Below are 18,109 nucleotides of genomic sequence, written 5' to 3'. Positions count from 1 at the left end.
GCTCTCAGATGGCTTGAAGCAACACGTCGGGATAGAGGCCAGAGGTAAGCATCGCTGCGCCCACATCCTGACCGGCAAGAAAGCCATATGGCGTGAGAAGCGCGGATCGCACACCGGCGGCATTGCCGCCCAAAACATCCGTGTGCGGACTGTCCCCGACCATCAAAACTCGCGCCGGATCAACGGGTTGCGGCAATGTGGCCAGCGCCATATCAAAGGCATTCCCGAAGGGTTTGCCAAAAAACAGCGGCTCTACCCCAGTTTGTTCTGCCACCTGATGCGCGAAGTAACCGGGCTCGATGCTGAACCCGTTTTCCCGCGGGGCCACGATATCCGGATTGCCGATCCACAAGGGGCGCGGTTGCGCCACAAGCGCCCTGCACAGCAGCGCCTGCCGAGTGTCACTCCACCCAGCACTGCCAAGGAACAAAAAACCATCCACCGCGTCATAGTCTGCGGGATTGTCCGCCAACAGATGAAAGTTCAGCGCCGCCAGATCCGTGACCGCCGCGCCCTCCGGCAGGATCACGCCCCAGCGCATCCCGATGTGTTTGGCTGCCTCCGCCAGCAAGACCTGCCGGCTGGAAATCACCTCGTCCATGGTGAAGTCGAACCCAAGGCGGTGATACTTTGCCAGCAGATCTTCCACCGGCACGCTGGCGGCATTGGTCAACACCCGCAAGTTCTTGCCCTGCGCGCGCAGCGCGGCCAGCCGTTCCGGGGCACCCGGCACCGGACTTTCGCCGATGTTCAGCACACCAAATGCATCCAGCAGGAAACTATCATAGTGCTCCGCGACCTCCGCCAAAGTCGCGGCAACCTCGGTCTCCCGAGGCGGCCCCGCCTCGGGCAGTCTGTGTCTGACCGCTTCATATCCGGCAAATGCCGTTTGATAATCCGTGGTCCGGAATTTCGCTGACATCAGATGATGGCTCCGCGCACTTTGGCCGAGACCCATTCGCTGATCACAACCGCAAAGAGGATGACAATCAGGATCAGACTGACCTGCGGCCAGGCCAGCACGTTGAGCGACGCCGACAGTTGCAGCCCGATGCCCCCCGCCCCGACAAGCCCCAGCACCGTAGACTCGCGGATGTTGATGTCCCAGCGGAACACCGCGATGCCTGCAAAGGCGGGCAGGATCTGCGGCACGATGCCGTACACCATAACCTGCCAGCGCGACGCACCGGTGGCGGTGATCGCCTCAACCTGCACCTCGTTGATTTCTTCGATCGCCTCATAAAGCAGCTTGGCGCAGAACCCGATTGACCGGATCGCGATCGCCACCACACCGGCAAAGACACCGGGGCCGATGATGGCGATCAGCAATAGCGCCCAGATCAGCGAGTTGATTGAACGGGTCGACACAATGACCAACAGCGCAATGGGGCGCACGAACACTGCCGAGGGGGTGGAGTTGCGCGCCGCCATAAACGCCGTTGGCACCGCCAGAAACAGCGCGATGATCGTGCCGAGCGTGGCGATGTTCAAAGTGTCCCAGATGGGGCGTCCCAATTGGGCGATGTACGCCCATTTCGGAGGGGTGGCCCGGTCCCATATGTCCGTAGCAATGCGCGGGGCATCGGTGACAAAGAACCAGGTGGTTGCAGCGCTGATCTGCTGCCAGCAATAGACAAAGACCGCGACCCCCAACAGCCAGCCGAACCAGCGTGTCAGGCTCTCGGATCGGGTACGGCGGTGCCAGATCCGGGTTCCATTCACATCCGTATGTGGCATTATTGAACCCTCGCCCTGATGATGCCCGACAGGTATTCCAGCGCCATTACGATCCCGATGATGATGATCAGGATGGCCGCTGCAGTGTCGTATTCGTAGCGGTCAAAGGCGGTGTTCAGCGTGGCGCCAATGCCCCCTGCCCCGACCAGCCCCAGAATGGCGCTTTCGCGGAAGTTGATGTCGATTCGGTACATCGACAGGCCAATCAGGCGCGGCATGACCTGCGGCTGCACCCCGTAGTTGATCCATTGCATCCAACGCGCGCCTGAGGCTTTGATCGCTTCTGCCTGCACGCGGTCCATGCTTTCGATATCTTCGGCCAGCAGTTTCGACAGAAAGCCGATGGTCGCAAAGCTTAAGGTTAGGAACCCCGCTAGCGGCCCAAAGCCGAAAATCGCCACCAGTAGGATCGCAACGATAATTTCCTGCAAAGCGCGACTGACCGCGACGATGCCGCGGCAAATCAGATAAACCGGCATCGGGGCGATGTTTCGGGCCGCGCCCAGACCGATCGGGATCGAGATGGCGATGCCCACCACCGAGGCCGCAACGGTCATCACAATGCTTTCCACCATGCCGTCCCAGATATCTCCGGCGCGGCCGGTGAAATCGGGGCTGGTGAAGGCCATCACAAAGGCCGCGCCACGGTCCAGACCTTCGTAGACGCGGGTCCAGTTCACATCGATGGTCAGGTATGAGGCCACCAGATAAGCAGCGAATCCGATCATCAAGGTCCAACGCAACCAGGTCCGTTTGACCATTGGCGGGCGCTGCCACTTTTGCCCCATAAGGGCCTGTAGTTCAGGAGAAGTTGCGCTGCTCATGCGGCGGCCCCTTCTGTGTCTTCCTCATCCTCAACCTTTTCGATGGTCGCTTCCCAGTCTTCCTCGCCATAAATCGTGGTCAGCACATCCGGCGTCAGTTCCTGCGGCGTGCCGTCAAACTCGATTGCGCCAAACCGCAAACCGACCACTCGGCTGACGAACATCTGTGCCAGTGCCACATCGTGAATATTGATGATCGCGGCCAGGCCGCGCTCGGCGCACAATTCGCAGATCAGACGCATGATCTGGCGGCTGGTTTTTGGATCCAGCGAAGCGGTGGGTTCATCCACCAGCAACAACTTGGGGTCCTGAATTAGAGCGCGACAAATTCCGACCCTCTGACGCTGGCCGCCAGACAGTTCATCCGCCCGTTTGTCGGCCATCGCCAGCAGGCCGACACGGTCCAACAGGCGATACGCCTCGTCGACATCCTTCTGCGGGTATTTGCGCAGAAAGCTGCGCCAAAACCCGACATAGCCCAAACGACCGGACAGAACGTTTTCCATCACGGTCAGACGTTCTACCAGGGCATATTCCTGAAAGATCATCCCCATCTGACGCCGCGCCTGCCGCAACCCGCCCGAAGATAGTTTGGTCAGATCAGCATCATCCAACCAAACCTCACCGCTTGTCGGCTCGACCAGCCGGTTGATGCAGCGGATCATGGTGGATTTACCAGCTCCCGATGGGCCGATAAGTGCCAGAACCTGGCCGTCCGGAATTTCCAGATCAATCGATTTCAGTGCCTGGTCGCCTGTTTTATATGTCTTGAGTAGTTTCTTGAGCCTGAGCATGGCCGCCTCTTCAATTGCAGGCGACGGGGCCACAAAGGACCCCGCCACGGTGTTGCGAACCCGTGCTTATTTGCAGGCGTAGCTGACGTCGTTGGCACTGTCGATCTTGCGGATCACGTCCCAGTGTTCCTGGTAAGTGATCGGAATGAACTGCGCTTCGCCGTTCTTACCGAACTCTTCTTCAAGGGTGGAGCCTTCCCACTGGAAGCTAAAGAACGCGTCCTGAATGGTAGCCTGAAGCTCGGGTGTCAGGTTATAGGCCACGCCGTAACCGGTGGTCGGGAAGGTCTGCGATTTATAGAGAGAGACCAACTGATCCTCTTGCACCACGTCCCGTGAAATCATCCTTGCCAGAACCGAATTGGCAATGGACGCCGCCTGATAGTCCTTGTTGGCGACCCCCAGGATCGAGTTGTCGTGTTTGCCCGAATAGACCGGCTCGAAGTCCCGTTCCGGGATCATGTCATAGTCGGCCTTGAGGATCGCAGAAGGCGCTTTGAAGCCCGAGTTCGAGGTGGGTGAGGTGAAGGCAAGTTGCTTGCCTTTGATCCCCTCAACCGAGTCGATGCCGGACCCCGGATAGGTCAGGATTTCCATTTCATACCCGAACGATCCATCTGCCCCGGCCATGATGGTGAACGGGCGGAAACCGGCACAGTTGACCGCCAGAGGGTTTGAGCCGGTGTTGAAGCCCGCAATATGCAGGCGGCCCGATCGCATCGCCTCGATCTGGGCGGCATTGGATTGCACCGGGAAAAAGGCAACTTTTTTGCCGGTCTTTTCTTCCAGATAGGTCAGGAAATCAGCCCAGGCCTCTTTGTAGACGGCGGGATCTTCCACCGGAGTGTAGGCAAAAACCAATGTGGAGGGATCCACCTGCTTGCTGGCGTCGGTGGGGATATCCGCGATCAGATCGCCATCGGCATCGCAATACATCGCATCCAATGTGCCGCGTTCACAATCCGCTTGTGCAGCGCCTGCCACCAATGAAGTTGCAGCAGCCAAAATTGCTAAATAAGACGTCTTCAGTTTCATAATTCTTCCTCCCAAGAAGTTTGAAATGATCACGTGGCGACAAGGACTGAGACTTCTGCGGCCTCCAACTCCTCCGCCAGCGCTTCCTCAGGGCGCCGGTCCACCACAACGGTATCGAGACTCACCAGATCGCCGGCATGACGGAATCCAGGGAGGTCGAATTTCTGCGAGTCGATCAGCAGATGCGCCTGTGTGGCGCTTGCGATCATCGCTTTTTTAACATCGGCAAATCCGGGGACGGTTTCCTGAATGCCCTGCACGTTCAGTGCAGAGGCGCCAATGAAACAGGCGTCCACCCGAAAGCCTTTCAAATAATCAACAGTATCAATCCCAGTGGTCGCAGCCTCAGAGGGCAACAGCTGGCCCGGACATTGGAACACCTCAATCACCTTGCTGGTGCTGAGGGTCAGTGCAATCTCCAGCGAATTGGTCACCACGGTGCAGCGCGTGCCAGACACGGTCAGGGCGCGGGCCATCTGAAATGTCGTAGCACCGCTATCAATCATGAGGCGCTGACCGTCCTGCACCAGGCTTGCCGCCGCGCGCCCAATGGCTTCGCGTTCGGCAGTGCGTTCGCGGCTGCGTTCGCCGTAGCCCGGTAAATTGGCAAAACTCGAGGACGAGGCGCCGCCATGTTCCCGCGACAGCCGACCGTCCCGCCCCAGCTCATCCATATCGCGCCGGATGGTTTCCGAAGACACTCCAAAGCGGCGTGCCATCTCGCCAATGCGTACATGTGGCCTGAGCTTCAACTCGGACAGGATCTGTTCCTGCCGGGCAGATTTACGCAAACGTTGCGGCTGTTCTTTTGTGGTTGTGTCCCCCTGCGGCACAACACCCCCCAAACCTGTGTGAAAAGACAGAATCTCCCCAGAAGTCTGTGGCAAATCGCAATTAATGCAACAAAAACTTTGGCGCATCCAACATTGTTAACACAACACTGAACGCGATCCTGATGTGAAGGGGCTACAAAAGCTGCTGCAGCGTGTGCCGCAAAGCGTTCATTTCCAGCGGCTTGGTCAGGGTTTCATCCATGCCGGCGGCCATGCAATCCTCGCGTTTGCCCTCCATCGCATCGGCGGTGATGGCGACGATCGGTGTGCGCTTCAGGTCCTGTTGCAGCTCCTGGGCGCGGATCTCCGAGGTCATCTCGAACCCGTCCATGATTGGCATGTAGCAATCGGTCAGGATCAGGTCGTAGCCACCGCCCTGCCACTGCGCCATGCCCTCTTGCCCGTTGGAAGCGATGTCGAAGCTCACCCCCAACAGCTCCAGCTGCTTGGACAAAACCGCCTGGTTGATCTCATTGTCCTCAACCGCAAGGATCCGCTTGTCCAGCCCCAATGCCTCGGGTTTGGGCGGCGCCTGCACTGGCTCAGGCTTTGGCGCATCAATATGGGTGCCATCGCCAACGGGGCGGCTCATCTCTTCGATACCTTTGATGAAGGCTGAGACCATGATCGGGCGCACCTGCAGCCGGTAGGTATCTTCTGACACCCGCCCATAACGTTCGGCGCGTTCTGCCCCGAACCGCAGGAACCGCGCCCCGGGACACGCGGCCCGTAGCTCCGCAATTGCGGCATCCGTGGCGACCGTGTTGATGGTTGGCATCAGGAAAAACGGCGCGTCCCGCCCTTGACCTGCGGCAATGGCTTCCGCCACCGTGCGGGTAAAAGTGGCCTCCACCTTCATGCCCGCCAGCATCTTTTTCAGATAGGGATCGGCCTTGGCCTGCGGATCGGCCAGGCAGATAACCTGACGCCCCGCGACACCGGGCATGCTGGAAGGCCCCTCCAACCGAGTCACCGGCAGGGTTACGCGAAACTCGGACCCTGATCCTTCAACACTGCGCACGGTGATCTCACCGCCCATCATCGAGACCAGATTACGGGTGATCACAAGGCCCAGACCGGTGCCATTCACCTCCCGTTTGGCCGGACCTTCGCCCTGCACAAACGGCTGGAATAGCGCGGCCTGCAACTCATCGCTCATGCCGATGCCATTATCACGCACCGCAAAGCGCAACCGGCCCTCTTCATCCATATCGACAAGGAACCAGATGACACCTTCGCGACCGGTCAGTTTCTGAGCAGAGTACTTCACCGAATTGCTGAGCAAGTTCAGCAGGATCTGTCGCAATCGGCCAGAATCTCCGACAATCCAATGTGGGATATCCGGATCCAGATGGTGGCGGATCCGCACTTTGTTTTCATCCGCCATCACCCGCAGCGTTTGCGCCGCGCCTTCCACCACAGGGATCAACTCCATCCGGGAATAGGTGACATCCATCTTACCGGCTTCGATCTTGCTGGCATCCAGAATGTCATCGATGATCCGCAACAACGACAGTGCCGAGTTGCGGATGGTGCCGACCAGCGGACGCTGGGTGTCTTTCAGCCCTTCCGCCTCCAGCACTTCGATCATGCCGATCATCCCGTTCATGGGCGTGCGGATTTCGTGGCTCATATTGGCCAAAAATTCCCCTTTGGCTTTGGCCGCCTGATGCGCGCCCCGCACTGCCTTCAACAGGTCATCCGAAAGGCGACGGTTCAGGTAGACAAAATAGACCATCTGCGCCATCAGCACCGCCACCAGCGTCATGCGGATGCCAAAATCACTTTCGACCGGCACAATATTGGGCAATGGCGGGCGGTTCGGGTGCCAGCCTGCCAGATCCATGCTCAATGCCGATACAGCAGCGCCGACCACAACAACCGACATCACAACCTGGGTGCGGCGTTCTTTGAAAGAGGAAAACAGCAACAATGGCAGCGCCAGCAGCACCAGCACGGTCAGTTCGGAATCCACATAGATCCCGCGGGCATAGGACCGGTCCAGCATTACGATGATCAACATCGACAGCCAGGTGAGCCGTCCAAGATAGTGGTAGCGCGTGAACAAAAGCCCAAAGAGGAACAGGGTTGGCAGCAGAACCACAGCCAGTTGCTGCAGGCTGACCCAAGCGTTCTGATAGAGGAAATAGAGCACCCAAGGCAGCGCCAGAACCACGTTCAACCCCGCAACAAAACGGCCAAAGTTTACACTTCGGTTAAGCTCCGCCTCTTGGATGCGGGCTTCGTCTTGGTCGAGGTTGTTCACTCTGGTCATCTCCGGCGCGGTTGATCAAAGAAACGACGCAAATCGAATACGTTGTAGGTCTTTGTTGAGCCACGCGATCCGCACCGCTGCGACAAAGCCGCCAACCCCGGTCCCGCCACACATAAAGACACCCCGACAGCGGCCGGTTGACAGGACGGCCCGGCGCTCCCAAATACATTCAAAAAACCATTTGTGTGGAGGCATCTGCGCATGCCTGAAGGAGCTGTTGTCACCCCATGTCCGACCTGCCCGCCACCCTGCTTGCGTATGAACCACAGTTGCGGCTTACCGCGTTCCTTGGCATTTTGGCGGCGATGGTGCTTTGGGAACTGGCAGCGCCAAAACGACGGCAAGAGATCCCGAAAGTACTACGGTGGTCCAATAACATCGCGCTTGTGGTGCTGGACACAGTCATCCTGCGGCTAAGTTTCCCCGTTCTTGCGGTGGGGCTGGCGGAGTGGGCCGAACAGAACAGCTGGGGGCTGTTCAATATCCTTGCTGTGCCGAACTGGCTGGCGATTGTCGCCTCGCTCCTGATCCTAGATCTTGCGATATATCTGCAGCATGTGATGTTTCATGCCGTGCCGCTGCTTTGGCGGCTGCACCGGATGCACCACGCAGATCTAGAGTTTGACGCCACCACCGGACTGCGGTTTCACCCGCTCGAAATCTTGCTGTCGATGGCGATCAAGCTGGCAATAGTCGCTTTGGTCGGGCCACCTGCTGTGGCTGTTTTGCTGTTTGAAATCCTGCTCAATGGCACCGCTTTGTTCAACCACGGCAACATCCGGCTGCCGGTCGGGGTTGACCGCGTGTTGCGCCTCATCGTGGTCACGCCGGACATGCACCGTGTGCATCATTCCACCAACCCGCGGGAGGCCAATTCAAACTTTGGCTTCAATCTGCCTTGGTGGGACCGGCTGCTGGGCACCTACATCGACGCGCCGGGGCTGGGACATCAAGGCATGCAAATCGGCACGGACCGGTTCCGGACACGTCGGGATCTCTGGCTGGACAGGCTGCTGACCCAACCATTTCGACAAGGCAAAGCTGACGTAGAGGAAGCGCCGCCGCCACCGAACAGTTAGGCCGCTGCCAAGCTGCTGGTCGTCAAAGAACGGCACTGTCGTGTTCGGCGAATGAGCACTTTGCGCAACAAACAGGCCCATTCATCATCAATGCACCACTCTTCAGTTTAACGAGAAAAGCCGCTTTGATTTGTGTGCGCGCTTCTGTAGGAAAAGATCAGCTGAGTTGGGGAGAAACGCCGCATATTCGGCCGGTTTCACATCGCTGTTCTAAGCAGCGGCAACACAGCATCTGAGAATGTTAAGCCAATAGTACTTTAAGTTTAGTGAGACAGATATGAACAAACGTGCATTAATCACAGGCGTAACCGGTCAGGACGGATCCTATCTGGCCGAGTTTCTTCTTGAAAAAGGGTATGAGGTGCACGGGATCAAACGCCGCGCCTCGTCGTTCAACACTCAGCGTGTGGACCATATTTATCAGGATCCCCATGTCGACAACGCCAACTTCAAGCTGCATTATGGCGACCTCACCGACACATCAAACTTGACCCGTATCCTGCGCGAGGTGGAACCCGATGAGGTTTATAACCTCGGGGCGCAAAGCCATGTGGCGGTGTCCTTCGAAAGCCCCGAGTATACGGCCGATGTTGATGCCATTGGCACCCTGCGTCTGCTGGAGGCAATCCGTTTTCTGGGGCTCGAGGGCAAAACAAGGTTCTATCAGGCTTCAACCTCGGAACTATATGGTCTGGTACAGGAAACCCCTCAGCGCGAAACCACGCCATTCTATCCCCGTTCGCCCTATGCCGTCGCCAAAATGTACGCCTATTGGATCACTGTGAACTACCGCGAAGCCTACGGCATGCACGCCTGCAACGGCATCCTGTTCAACCACGAAAGCCCGCGCCGTGGTGAGACTTTTGTGACACGCAAGATCACCCGTGGTCTGGCCAACATAGCCCAGGGGCTCGAACCCTGCCTTTACATGGGCAACATCGACGCGCTGCGGGATTGGGGCCATGCCAAAGACTACGTGCGGATGCAGTGGATGATGCTGCAACAAAACATGGCGGAGGACTATGTGATCGCAACCGGTGTGCAATATTCCGTCAGAGAGTTCATCACCTGGTCGGCAGCCGAACTGGGGATCACGCTGAAGTTCTCCGGTGAAGGTGTCAATGAGATCGCCACTGTAGCAGCCATAGCCGGCAGCGAGGCACCGGCGCTGAAGGTTGGCGACGTGATCATGCGGATAGACCCGCGTTACTTCCGCCCTGCAGAGGTGGAAACTTTGTTGGGCGATCCGACCAAAGCGAAAGAAAAACTTGGTTGGGTGCCGGAAATCACTGTGCAGGACATGTGCGCCGAAATGGTACGTGAAGACCTGAAAGAGGCCAAACGCCACGCCCTGCTAAAATCGCACGGCATGGAAGTGGCCGTTAGTGTGGAAGGCTGAAACCATGAGCAAGGTCTTTGTGGCGGGCCATCGCGGCATGGTTGGTGGCGCGATCTTGCGCCAACTCGAGGCGCGGCGGGCAACGGGGGAAGCGTTGACGCTGCTCACCCGCAGCTCGTCTGAACTGGATCTGACCGATCAGCAAGCGGTGCGCGACTTCATGCAGGCGGAACGGCCCGATCAGGTCATTCTGGCCGCTGCCAAGGTGGGCGGGATCCACGCCAACAACACCTACCCCGCTGATTTCATCTACAAGAACCTGATGATCGAATGCAATGTGATCCATCAGGCCTTTGCAGCAGGGGTGCGCAAGCTGTTGCAGCTTGGCTCCTCCTGTATCTACCCCAAGGCGGCGCCTCAGCCGATGCAGGAAAACGCCCTGCTGACCGGCACATTGGAGCCGACAAACGAACCCTATGCCATTGCCAAGATTGCTGGGATCAAGCTTTGTGAAAGCTACAACCGTCAGCATGGTGTGGACTACCGGTCGGTGATGCCGACCAACCTTTACGGCCCGGGGGACAACTTCCATCCCGAAAACAGCCACGTGCTGCCGGCCCTGATGCGGCGCTTTCATGAGGCGGCGCAGCAAGGGCTGGAGGAGGTCACGATCTGGGGCAGCGGCACACCCCGACGCGAGTTTCTGCATGTGGATGATATGGCCGCGGCTTCGCTGTTTGTGCTGGGGCTGGATAAGGCCAACTATGATGCCAACACCGACCCGATGCTGTCTCATATCAACGTGGGCTGCGGCAGCGATGTCTCGATCCTGGAACTGGCGCAGCTGGTGGCCGATGTGGTGGGCTTTGCGGGCCGGATCGCCACCGATCCTAGCAAACCAGACGGCACAGCGCGCAAGCTGATGGATGTGTCGCGACTGGACCAGATGGGCTGGCGTGCGCGGATCGGGCTGGAAGACGGAGTGGCGGAAACCTATCAGTGGTTCCTTGCAAATGCTGAGGCGCTCAGGACCTAACTGCAGTCGTTCTTGCGGTCATCAATCCAAACAGAAAAAGGGCGGGAAGTTCACACTTCCCGCCCTTTCTATATCTCTCAGCGATTGTTTAGCCGCCAAAGTCATCCAGCATGATATCTTCGCGATCAACACCCATTTCCACCAGCATGTTGATCACCGACTGGTTCATGATGGGCGGGCCACACATGTAGTATTCGCAATCTTCAGGGTTCGGGTGATCCTTCAGATATTCATCATGCAGCACGTTGTGGATGAAGCCGGTGTAGCCGCCCCAATCGTCTTCGGGCAGGGCATCGGACAGCGCCACATGCCAGGTGAAGTTCGGGAACTCTGCCGCCAGCTGGTCGAAGTCCTCAACAAAGAACATCTCTTTCTTGGAACGGGCGCCGTACCAGAAAGTGATCTTGCGGTCGCGGTTCTCAAGACGTTTCAGCTGGTCAAAGATGTGGCTCCGCATCGGGGCCATACCTGCACCACCGCCAACAAAAACCATCTCCTTATCGGTCTCGCGCGCGAAGAACTCGCCAAACGGACCGGAAATGGTCACCTTATCACCCGGCTTCAGATTGAAGATGAACGAAGACATCTGACCTGCAGGGATGCCCTCGGAGCCCGGAGGCGGCGAGGCCACACGGACGTTGAGCATGATAAGGCCCTTTTCGTCCGGGTAGTTGGCCATCGAATAGGCGCGTTCAATGGGTTCGGAAACCGTGGAGTCATACTGCCACAGGTTAAACTTGTCCCAGTCCTCGCGGTATTCTTCCTGAATGTCGAAGTCGGTGTATTTCAGCTTGTGCGCGGGCGCTTCAATCTGAATGTAGCCACCAGCCCGGAAGTTCACGTCCTCGCCTTCGGGCAGTTCCAGCACGAGGTTCTTGATGAAGGTCGCGACGTTATCGTTAGAACGCACGGTGCATTCCCACTTCTTCACGCCGAAGACCTCTTCGGGGACTTCCACTTCCATGTCCTGCTTCACAGCCACCTGACAGGACAGGCGGTCGCCGCAGGCCGCTTCACGCTTGGTGATGTGGCTTTCTTCGGTCGGCAGGATAGACCCGCCACCCGCATGGATTTTCACCCGACACTGGGCACAGGTGCCACCGCCGCCACAGGCCGACGGCACGAACAGTTTCTGTTCCGCCAGCGTCTGCAGCAGCTTGCCGCCCGCAGGGACGGAAATGGTTTTCTCACCGTTGATGGTGATGTTGACGTTGCCGCTGGACACCAGCCGCGAACGTGCGGCCAGAATGATTGCCACAAGGGCGATCACGATCAGCGTAAACAGAATGATACCAAGGCCAAAAGTTGCCATTGACATAAACCCCTTACAGTTTCACGCCGGAGAAGGACATGAAGGCCAAAGCCATCAGACCTGCGGTGATGAAGGTGATGCCTAGGCCCTGAAGACCATCGGGAATATCGGAATACTTCAGCTTCTCGCGCACACCGGCCATCGCGGTGATGGCCAGCGCCCAACCAAAGCCCGAGGACAGGCCATAGGTGGCCGCTTCGGTGAAGTTGTAGCCCCGCTCCACCATGAACAGCGAACCACCAAGGATCGCACAGTTTACCGTGATCAGCGGCAGAAAGACACCCAGCGCGTTGTAGAGCGGCGGGAAGTATTTATCGAGCACCATCTCAAGGATCTGCACCAGCGCCGCAATCACACCGATGTAGGAAATCAGACCCAGGAAGGTCAGATCCACGTCGGGGAAACCGGCCCATGCCAGCGCGCCAGGCGCCAGCAGGTAGGTGAGGATCAAGTTGTTGGCCGGCACGGTGATCGCCTGAACGATCATCACCGAGATGCCAAGACCAAGTGCGGTTGAGATCTTCTTGGATACGGCGATGAAGGTACACATGCCGAGGAAGAAGGAGAGGGCAAGGTTCTCAACAAAGATCGCCTTGACCGCGAGTGAAAGCAGCCCTTCCATCAGTGACCCTCCACCGTCTGGATTTTATATTCACGTTCTTCGACCTGCTCAGGCTTCCACGACCGGAAGGCCCAGATGATCAGACCGATGATAAAGAACGCCGAAGGCGGCAGCAGCAGCATACCGTTGGGGACATACCAGCCACCGTTGTTCACGGTTTCCAGAATGGTCACGCCAAACAGGCTGCCCGCGCCGAAGAGTTCGCGGATCACACCAACCAACATCAGGATCAGGCCATAGCCCAGACCGTTGCCAACACCGTCGATAAAGCTCGCCACTGGCGGGTTCTTCATGGCGAAGGCTTCGGCGCGGCCCATCACGATACAGTTGGTAATGATCAGACCTACAAAGACCGAAAGCGTCTTGGAGATTTCAAAGGCGTAGGCCTTCAACATCTGATCCACCAGGATCACCAGCGAAGCGATGATGACCATCTGCACGATGATCCGGATCGAGCCGGGGATCTGGTTGCGGATGATCGAGATGAACATCGACGAAAACGCCGTCACAAAAGTCACCGCGATCGACATAACAAAGGCCACCTGCAACGAGGAGGTCACCGCCAGCGCCGAACAAATGCCCAGCACCTGCAGCGTGATCGGGTTGTTGTCGACCAGCGGGTCGATCAGCATTTCTCTGCGTTTCTGCGCCATTACACGTTCCCCGCCTTGAGATTTTCCAGGAACAGCTGGTAGCCGGTTTCGCCCATCCAGAAGTTCACCAGGTTATGAACACCCACAGTGGTCAGGGTCGCCCCTGCCAGCGCGTCGATGTGGTAGTCGGCCCCTGCTGCCGGGGCCGCTTTGGTCACGCTGATCTGCAGCTCGCCGTTTTCATCCGACAGCTTCTTGCCAGCCCAAAGCGCCTTCCAGCGCGGGTTGTCGACCTCTGCACCCAGACCCGGGGTCTCGGCATGTTCGTAGAACTGCAGGCCGAAGATGTCGTTGCCGTTCTCTTCCAGTGCGATGAAGCCATAGAGCGTCGACCACAGACCGTAGCCATGCAGCGGCAGGATCACCTTGTCGATGGCGCCCGCGTCGTCACGCAGCAGGTAGACGGTGACGAACTTGGCCTGACGGCCAATGCCCGCCGGATCCACATCCAGCGCAACCGAGGTTGCGGGATCGTCTGCAGCGGCGCGGTCGTCAAAGGTTGCGACGTCGAACTGATCCGTGAAGGTGCCGGTTTCCAGCTCCAGAACACGCGGTTCAAAGGCTGCGAAAGCTTCCAGCACGTCCTGAGACGGATCGTAGATGCCTGCGACCTGCAGGATGTTGACCTGCTTATCCTTCAGCGCGTTGACTTCCTGCAGCGGACGCAGCGCAACAGCGGCGGCCGATACAATCATCGAGGCAACGAGGCACAGGGTGATCGCCACAAAGAGCGTCTTGCCCACGGTGTCCGGCGGCTGCGCCAGGAACCGGCCAATGAAACCTTTAGGTTCGCTTTGGTTCTGTTCGTTTTCAGACATGGCGTTTTGCCCTGCGTTTGATGTTGGCCTGCACGACGAAGTGGTCGATCAGCGGCGCAAAGACGTTACCGAAGAGGATGGCCAGCATCATACCTTCGGGGAAGGCCGGGTTGATCACACGGATCATCACAACCATGAAACCGATCAGCGCCCCGTAGATGTAACGGCCCATGTTGGTATGCGCACCGGACACCGGCTCGGTAACCATGAAGACCAGGCCAAAGGCGTAGCCACCAACAACCAGATGCCAATACCACGGCATGGCAAACATCGGGTTGGTGTCGGAGCCGATCCAGTTCAACAGCAGCGAGAAACCGATCATGCCTGCCATACAGCCCACCACCATACGGTAGTTGGCGATTTTGGTGATCAGCAGGAAGACAAGGCCCAAGAGTGCCGCCAGGGTCGAGGTTTCGCCCATCGAACCGGGGATGAAGCCCAGGAAGCTGTCCCACCAGGTCATGCCGCGCGCAGCCAGTTCCTGGAAGCCGTCAGAGGCCGAAACTGCCAGTGCCGTTGCACCGGTGAAACCGTCCACAGGCACCCAGACGCTGTCACCCGACATCGCAGCCGGATAGGCAAAGTAAAGGAACGCACGACCGGTCAAGGCGGGGTTCAGGAAGTTCTTGCCGGTGCCGCCAAAGACTTCTTTGCCGATCACCACACCAAAGATAATGCCCAAAGCCACCTGCCACAGCGGTGTTGTTGCCGGAACGATCAGCGCATAAAGCATGGAAGACACAAGGAAACCTTCGTTCACCTCGTGTTTGCGCACGGTGGCAAAGACCACCTCGAAGATGCCACCTGCAACTAGTGTCACGATATAGATCGGCAGGAAATAGAGCAGCCCATGCAGCATGTTCGCCAGCGGGTTCGCTGCGTTGAAACCGATGCCCAGTGTCTCGATGATCGCTGCGCGCCAGCCCGATGCGCCAAACTCGGCAATCGCCAGGTTGGTCTGGTAGCCGGTATTGTAGAGCGCCATCAGGATACAGGGGATCGTCGCGATCACAACATAGGTCATGATCCGCTTCATATCGACATAGGAACGCGCATGCGGTGCCGCGGTGGTCACCGTTTTTGGCGTGTAGATAAAGCTCTCGACCATCTCGTAAATTGGGAAATACTGTTCCCATTTGCCGCCTTTGAGAAAATGCGGCTCGATCCGATCGAAGAAGTTACGCAAGCCCAAGGTTACCCCTCCTTCTCGATCTTCGTCAGGCTATCGCGCAGGGCGATGCCGTATTCGTATTTCGCCGGGCAGGCAAAGCCCACCAGGCCCAAATCTTCTTCGTCCAGTTCAAGCGCACCCAGCGCCTGAGCCTGATCGGTGTCCATCACCAGCAGCGCCCGCAGCAGCTGTGTCGGTAGGAAGTCCTGCGGCATCAGCTCTTCGAAGGTGCCCAGCGGCACCATCGCACGGCGACCACCGTTCAAGTTCGAGGTCAGCGGGAACTTCCGCTTCGACAGCATCGACCCCAGAACCGGCTGGAACGCGTATTTTGCAAACATCGGACGGATCCAGCCCATCGGGATTTGTTTGCGGTCTTCTTCGATCAGGGTGATCTGACGGGCGTAGCGGCCCAGATAGGCGCTTTCGCCTTCACCCGCGCGGCCGCTGAGGACCGAGCCAGAGATCAGACGCACCGGCAGATCCTGCGGCAGGTCGCCTGCTGCCAGATCAGTCATCGACGCACCGGCAATTGTGCGGACCAGACGGGGATCCTTGCAGACCGGGCCGGCCAGCGAAATCACGCAGGAGGCGTCATATTTACCAGTCAGCAACAGACGGCCAATGACGATAACATCCTGATAGTTGATGGTCCAAACCGTCTCATCCGCTTTCGGCGGTGCGAGGAAGTGGATGTGTGTGCCGGCCAGACCTGCGGGGTGCGGACCCGAGAAAGCGGCGGCTTCGACACCGGCCAGATCACCGCCAGCAACACTCGCGCCGTCAGCGTGGCACAGATAGGTTGCACCGTCGGTCAGCATGGCGATGGCGCCAAGACCTTTGGCGAAAGCTTCGGCCTCTTCGGCGATGATCACTGCGGGATCAGCGGCCAGTGGCTCGGTGTCCATTGCGTTTACGAAGATCGCTTTCGGCTTGGAGCCGAGCGCAGGCACCTTTGAGTAGGGACGGGTGCGGAACGAGGTCCAAAGACCTGCAGCACACAGACGTTCTGTCAGCCCTTCAACCGTGGCAACATCCCCAACCGAGGAGAAGTCGACCGCTTCCGCAGCGCCATCCTGAACCTCAATTTCGATGCTGACCAACTTGCGCCGCGCACCGCGGTTGACCGCCTTCACCCGGCCTGCGACCGGCGAGACGATCTGCGCTTCGGGCAGATCTTTGTTGATCATGACAGGGGTGCCCGCAGCCACCGTGTCGCCTTCGGCAACAAGGATTCGCGGTTTCAGGCCGATATAATCGTCACCCAGTATAGCAACCGTCCCAACCTGGGGGGCGGCTTCAATCTCTGGCCTTGGTGCGCCTTGAATGGGCACATTTAGGCCTTTCTTTAGCGGAAAGCGCTTCACGTGATGGACCTCTGGCGGAGTTTTGAGGGGCTTATGCGACAACTCGGAGTAAGACGAAAGTAGAAATTTCTGATTCATTGCATCCGTTTTTGGCTTGAATTGGCCCGAAATGTCGCCGAAAAGCCCTCCAAACCATAATCTATGCCCAATCGACCGCGATAAAGGGGTGCGAACCTTGTCTAACCCGATCACCTTCTCCCGCCGTTCCTTCATGCTGATGCCGCTGGCACTGGCCGCCTGCAAATTCAGCTCGAAAGTGCTTGAAATCGCAGGTTTTACCATGGGCACCAACTACAATGTTGTTGCTGTGGATCCGTCGAACTCGGTGGATGAGAAACTGGCCAAAGCCCGAATCGAAGAGGCGCTTGCACTGGTGAATCGGCAGATGTCGAACTGGGACGCTGGCTCGGAAATCTCGCGTTTCAACGCGCAGACCTCGACCGAATCTGTCGCAGTCTCGTCCGATCTCGCACATGTGATGCAGGCCGCCGAAGAGGTGCACCTGGCCTCTGAAGGTCGTTTCGACACCACCATGGGCCCGCTGATCGAACTTTGGGGCTTCGGCGCCAAAGGCACCAAGTCGATGCCGTCTGAGGCAGAAATCGCCAATGCCGCCGCCCGCGCAGGTCACGGCAACACGCTGAACGTCGGTGCTGGTGCTCTGCAAAAGACCCAAGGTGAGGCAAATGTTTACCTGGCCGCGATCGGCAAAGGGTTCGGTGCCGATAAAGTGGGTCAGGCGTTGGAGAAGCTGGGCATCACCGACTATATGGTCGAAATCGGCGGTGACCTTTACGCTTCGGGTAAGAACCCTGACGGTCAGCCCTGGCAGATCGGCATCGAGAAACCCGCGGCTCTGTCCGGCGGCGTGATGGATGTTGTGGGCGTTTCGGGTCTTGGCCTGGCCTCGTCCGGCGACTACCGCAACTACTTCGAACAGGACGGGCAGCGTTTCTCGCATGTGATCGATCCTGTGACCGGCCGTCCGATCACACACACCACCGCTTCGGCCACCGTGCTGGCGGACAACGCCATGCTGGCAGACGCCTGGGCCACCGCGATGCTGACCCTGGGCCGCGAGCGTGGTCTGGAAGTTGCCGCCAAACACAATGTTGCCGTGCTGTTCATCGAACGTGACGCAGCCGCCACCGGCCTGCAGTTCAAATCGGTGGCCAGTCCCCGTTTCGCAGCCCTTACCGCCTAATCACAAAGGA

17 protein-coding genes are annotated in these 18,109 nt (G+C 58.3%); 4 read left to right on the top strand and 13 right to left on the bottom strand.

Annotation, left to right across the window (positions count from 1 at the left end):
• Nucleotides 1-4: 4 nt before the first annotated feature.
• From SIC14_RS10650 to SIC14_RS10620, 7 genes are all read right to left on the bottom strand, one after another.
• Complete coding sequence (locus SIC14_RS10650) at nt 5-922, bottom strand: HAD-IIA family hydrolase (protein ID WP_412565789.1); 918 nt, start codon at nt 920-922, stop codon at nt 5-7.
• Nucleotides 922-1,737, bottom strand: a complete 816-nt coding sequence (gene phnE, locus SIC14_RS10645) for a phosphonate ABC transporter, permease protein PhnE (RefSeq protein WP_412565788.1) — start codon at nt 1,735-1,737, stop codon at nt 922-924. Before phnE (SIC14_RS10645) ends, SIC14_RS10650 begins: the two co-directional genes overlap by 1 nt.
• On the bottom strand, nt 1,737-2,525 hold the full coding sequence (gene phnE, locus SIC14_RS10640) for a phosphonate ABC transporter, permease protein PhnE (protein ID WP_412565855.1): 789 nt from the start codon (nt 2,523-2,525) through the stop codon (nt 1,737-1,739). Before phnE (SIC14_RS10640) ends, phnE (SIC14_RS10645) begins: the two co-directional genes overlap by 1 nt.
• A 32-nt stretch (nt 2,526-2,557) precedes the next feature.
• Nucleotides 2,558-3,355 carry a phosphonate ABC transporter ATP-binding protein gene (phnC, locus tag SIC14_RS10635; protein WP_412565787.1) on the bottom strand — a complete coding sequence of 266 codons (798 nt, stop codon included), beginning with the start codon at nt 3,353-3,355 and terminating at the stop codon, nt 2,558-2,560.
• Nucleotides 3,356-3,421: 66 nt separating this feature from the next.
• Nucleotides 3,422-4,390, bottom strand: a complete 969-nt coding sequence (gene phnD / locus SIC14_RS10630; protein ID WP_412565786.1) for a phosphate/phosphite/phosphonate ABC transporter substrate-binding protein — start codon at nt 4,388-4,390, stop codon at nt 3,422-3,424.
• A gap of 29 nt (nt 4,391-4,419) precedes the next feature.
• The gene (locus SIC14_RS10625) at nt 4,420-5,181 is read right to left on the bottom strand and encodes a DeoR/GlpR family DNA-binding transcription regulator (RefSeq protein WP_412565785.1); all 762 of its coding nucleotides are present in this window, start codon (nt 5,179-5,181) and stop codon (nt 4,420-4,422) included.
• Between the two features lie 175 nt (nt 5,182-5,356).
• Nucleotides 5,357-7,489, bottom strand: a complete 2,133-nt coding sequence (locus SIC14_RS10620) for an ATP-binding protein (protein ID WP_412565784.1) — start codon at nt 7,487-7,489, stop codon at nt 5,357-5,359.
• A 236-nt stretch (nt 7,490-7,725) separates the two neighbouring features.
• On the opposite strand from SIC14_RS10620, the gene SIC14_RS10615 reads away from it, so the two are divergent.
• From SIC14_RS10615 to fcl, 3 genes are all read left to right on the top strand, one after another.
• Nucleotides 7,726-8,577 (top strand): sterol desaturase family protein, encoded by an 852-nt coding sequence (locus SIC14_RS10615; RefSeq protein WP_412565783.1) that lies wholly within the window; start codon nt 7,726-7,728, stop codon nt 8,575-8,577.
• A 277-nt stretch (nt 8,578-8,854) separates the two neighbouring features.
• Nucleotides 8,855-9,976, top strand: a complete 1,122-nt coding sequence (gmd, locus tag SIC14_RS10610) for a GDP-mannose 4,6-dehydratase (protein WP_412565782.1) — start codon at nt 8,855-8,857, stop codon at nt 9,974-9,976.
• A 4-nt stretch (nt 9,977-9,980) separates the two neighbouring features.
• Nucleotides 9,981-10,952 (top strand): GDP-L-fucose synthase, encoded by a 972-nt coding sequence (fcl, locus tag SIC14_RS10605; protein WP_412565781.1) that lies wholly within the window; start codon nt 9,981-9,983, stop codon nt 10,950-10,952.
• An 88-nt stretch (nt 10,953-11,040) separates the two neighbouring features.
• Here fcl and nqrF read toward each other — a convergent pair whose 3' ends face one another.
• The 6 genes from nqrF to SIC14_RS10575 are packed head-to-tail and all read right to left on the bottom strand — an operon-like array spanning nt 11,041 to nt 16,895.
• Nucleotides 11,041-12,264, bottom strand: a complete 1,224-nt coding sequence (gene nqrF / locus SIC14_RS10600; RefSeq protein WP_412565780.1) for an NADH:ubiquinone reductase (Na(+)-transporting) subunit F — start codon at nt 12,262-12,264, stop codon at nt 11,041-11,043.
• Nucleotides 12,265-12,277: 13 nt separating this feature from the next.
• Nucleotides 12,278-12,886, bottom strand: coding sequence for an NADH:ubiquinone reductase (Na(+)-transporting) subunit E (nqrE, locus tag SIC14_RS10595; protein ID WP_412565779.1), 609 nt, complete (start codon nt 12,884-12,886; stop codon nt 12,278-12,280).
• Nucleotides 12,886-13,539, bottom strand: coding sequence for an NADH:ubiquinone reductase (Na(+)-transporting) subunit D (locus SIC14_RS10590; protein ID WP_412565778.1), 654 nt, complete (start codon nt 13,537-13,539; stop codon nt 12,886-12,888). The genes nqrE and SIC14_RS10590 overlap by 1 nt, the downstream gene beginning before the upstream one ends.
• Nucleotides 13,539-14,357: a Na(+)-translocating NADH-quinone reductase subunit C gene (locus SIC14_RS10585; protein WP_412565777.1), complete on the bottom strand. Its 819-nt coding sequence runs from the start codon at nt 14,355-14,357 to the stop codon at nt 13,539-13,541. The genes SIC14_RS10590 and SIC14_RS10585 overlap by 1 nt, the downstream gene beginning before the upstream one ends.
• Complete coding sequence (locus SIC14_RS10580) at nt 14,350-15,549, bottom strand: NADH:ubiquinone reductase (Na(+)-transporting) subunit B (protein WP_412565776.1); 1,200 nt, start codon at nt 15,547-15,549, stop codon at nt 14,350-14,352. Before SIC14_RS10580 ends, SIC14_RS10585 begins: the two co-directional genes overlap by 8 nt.
• Nucleotides 15,550-15,551: 2 nt before the next feature.
• Nucleotides 15,552-16,895: a Na(+)-translocating NADH-quinone reductase subunit A gene (locus SIC14_RS10575; RefSeq protein ID WP_412565775.1), complete on the bottom strand. Its 1,344-nt coding sequence runs from the start codon at nt 16,893-16,895 to the stop codon at nt 15,552-15,554.
• 175 nt (nt 16,896-17,070) lie between these two features.
• Here SIC14_RS10575 and SIC14_RS10570 point away from each other — a divergent pair, with 175 nt between their 5' ends.
• A complete protein-coding gene (locus SIC14_RS10570) occupies nt 17,071-18,099 on the top strand; it encodes an FAD:protein FMN transferase (protein WP_412565774.1) in 1,029 nt (342 codons plus the stop codon).
• The last annotated feature ends 10 nt before the right edge of the window (nt 18,100-18,109 follow it).

The organism is Thalassobius sp. MITS945101, assembly GCF_047123305.1.
GTDB lineage: Bacteria > Pseudomonadota > Alphaproteobacteria > Rhodobacterales > Rhodobacteraceae > Thalassobius.
The sequence above is the reverse complement of the archived record's forward strand: the minus strand, read 5'-3'. Positions and strand labels throughout refer to the sequence as shown.

Bases quoted from the DNA above. Each gene is read 5' to 3' on its own strand.
- SIC14_RS10650 (WP_412565789.1), bottom strand. From the start codon at position 922: ATGTCAGCGAAATTCCGGACCACGGATTATCAAACGGCATTTGCCGGA.
- phnE (WP_412565788.1), bottom strand. From the start codon at position 1,737: ATGCCACATACGGATGTGAATGGAACCCGGATCTGGCACCGCCGTACC.
- phnE (WP_412565855.1), bottom strand. From the start codon at position 2,525: ATGGGGCAAAAGTGGCAGCGCCCGCCAATGGTCAAACGGACCTGGTTG.
- phnC (WP_412565787.1), bottom strand. From the start codon at position 3,355: ATGCTCAGGCTCAAGAAACTACTCAAGACATATAAAACAGGCGACCAG.
- phnD (WP_412565786.1), bottom strand. From the start codon at position 4,390: ATGAAACTGAAGACGTCTTATTTAGCAATTTTGGCTGCTGCAACTTCA.
- SIC14_RS10615 (WP_412565783.1), top strand. From the start codon at position 7,726: ATGTCCGACCTGCCCGCCACCCTGCTTGCGTATGAACCACAGTTGCGG.
- gmd (WP_412565782.1), top strand. From the start codon at position 8,855: ATGAACAAACGTGCATTAATCACAGGCGTAACCGGTCAGGACGGATCC.
- fcl (WP_412565781.1), top strand. From the start codon at position 9,981: ATGAGCAAGGTCTTTGTGGCGGGCCATCGCGGCATGGTTGGTGGCGCG.
- nqrF (WP_412565780.1), bottom strand. From the start codon at position 12,264: ATGGCAACTTTTGGCCTTGGTATCATTCTGTTTACGCTGATCGTGATC.
- nqrE (WP_412565779.1), bottom strand. From the start codon at position 12,886: ATGGAAGGGCTGCTTTCACTCGCGGTCAAGGCGATCTTTGTTGAGAAC.
- SIC14_RS10590 (WP_412565778.1), bottom strand. From the start codon at position 13,539: ATGGCGCAGAAACGCAGAGAAATGCTGATCGACCCGCTGGTCGACAAC.
- SIC14_RS10585 (WP_412565777.1), bottom strand. From the start codon at position 14,357: ATGTCTGAAAACGAACAGAACCAAAGCGAACCTAAAGGTTTCATTGGC.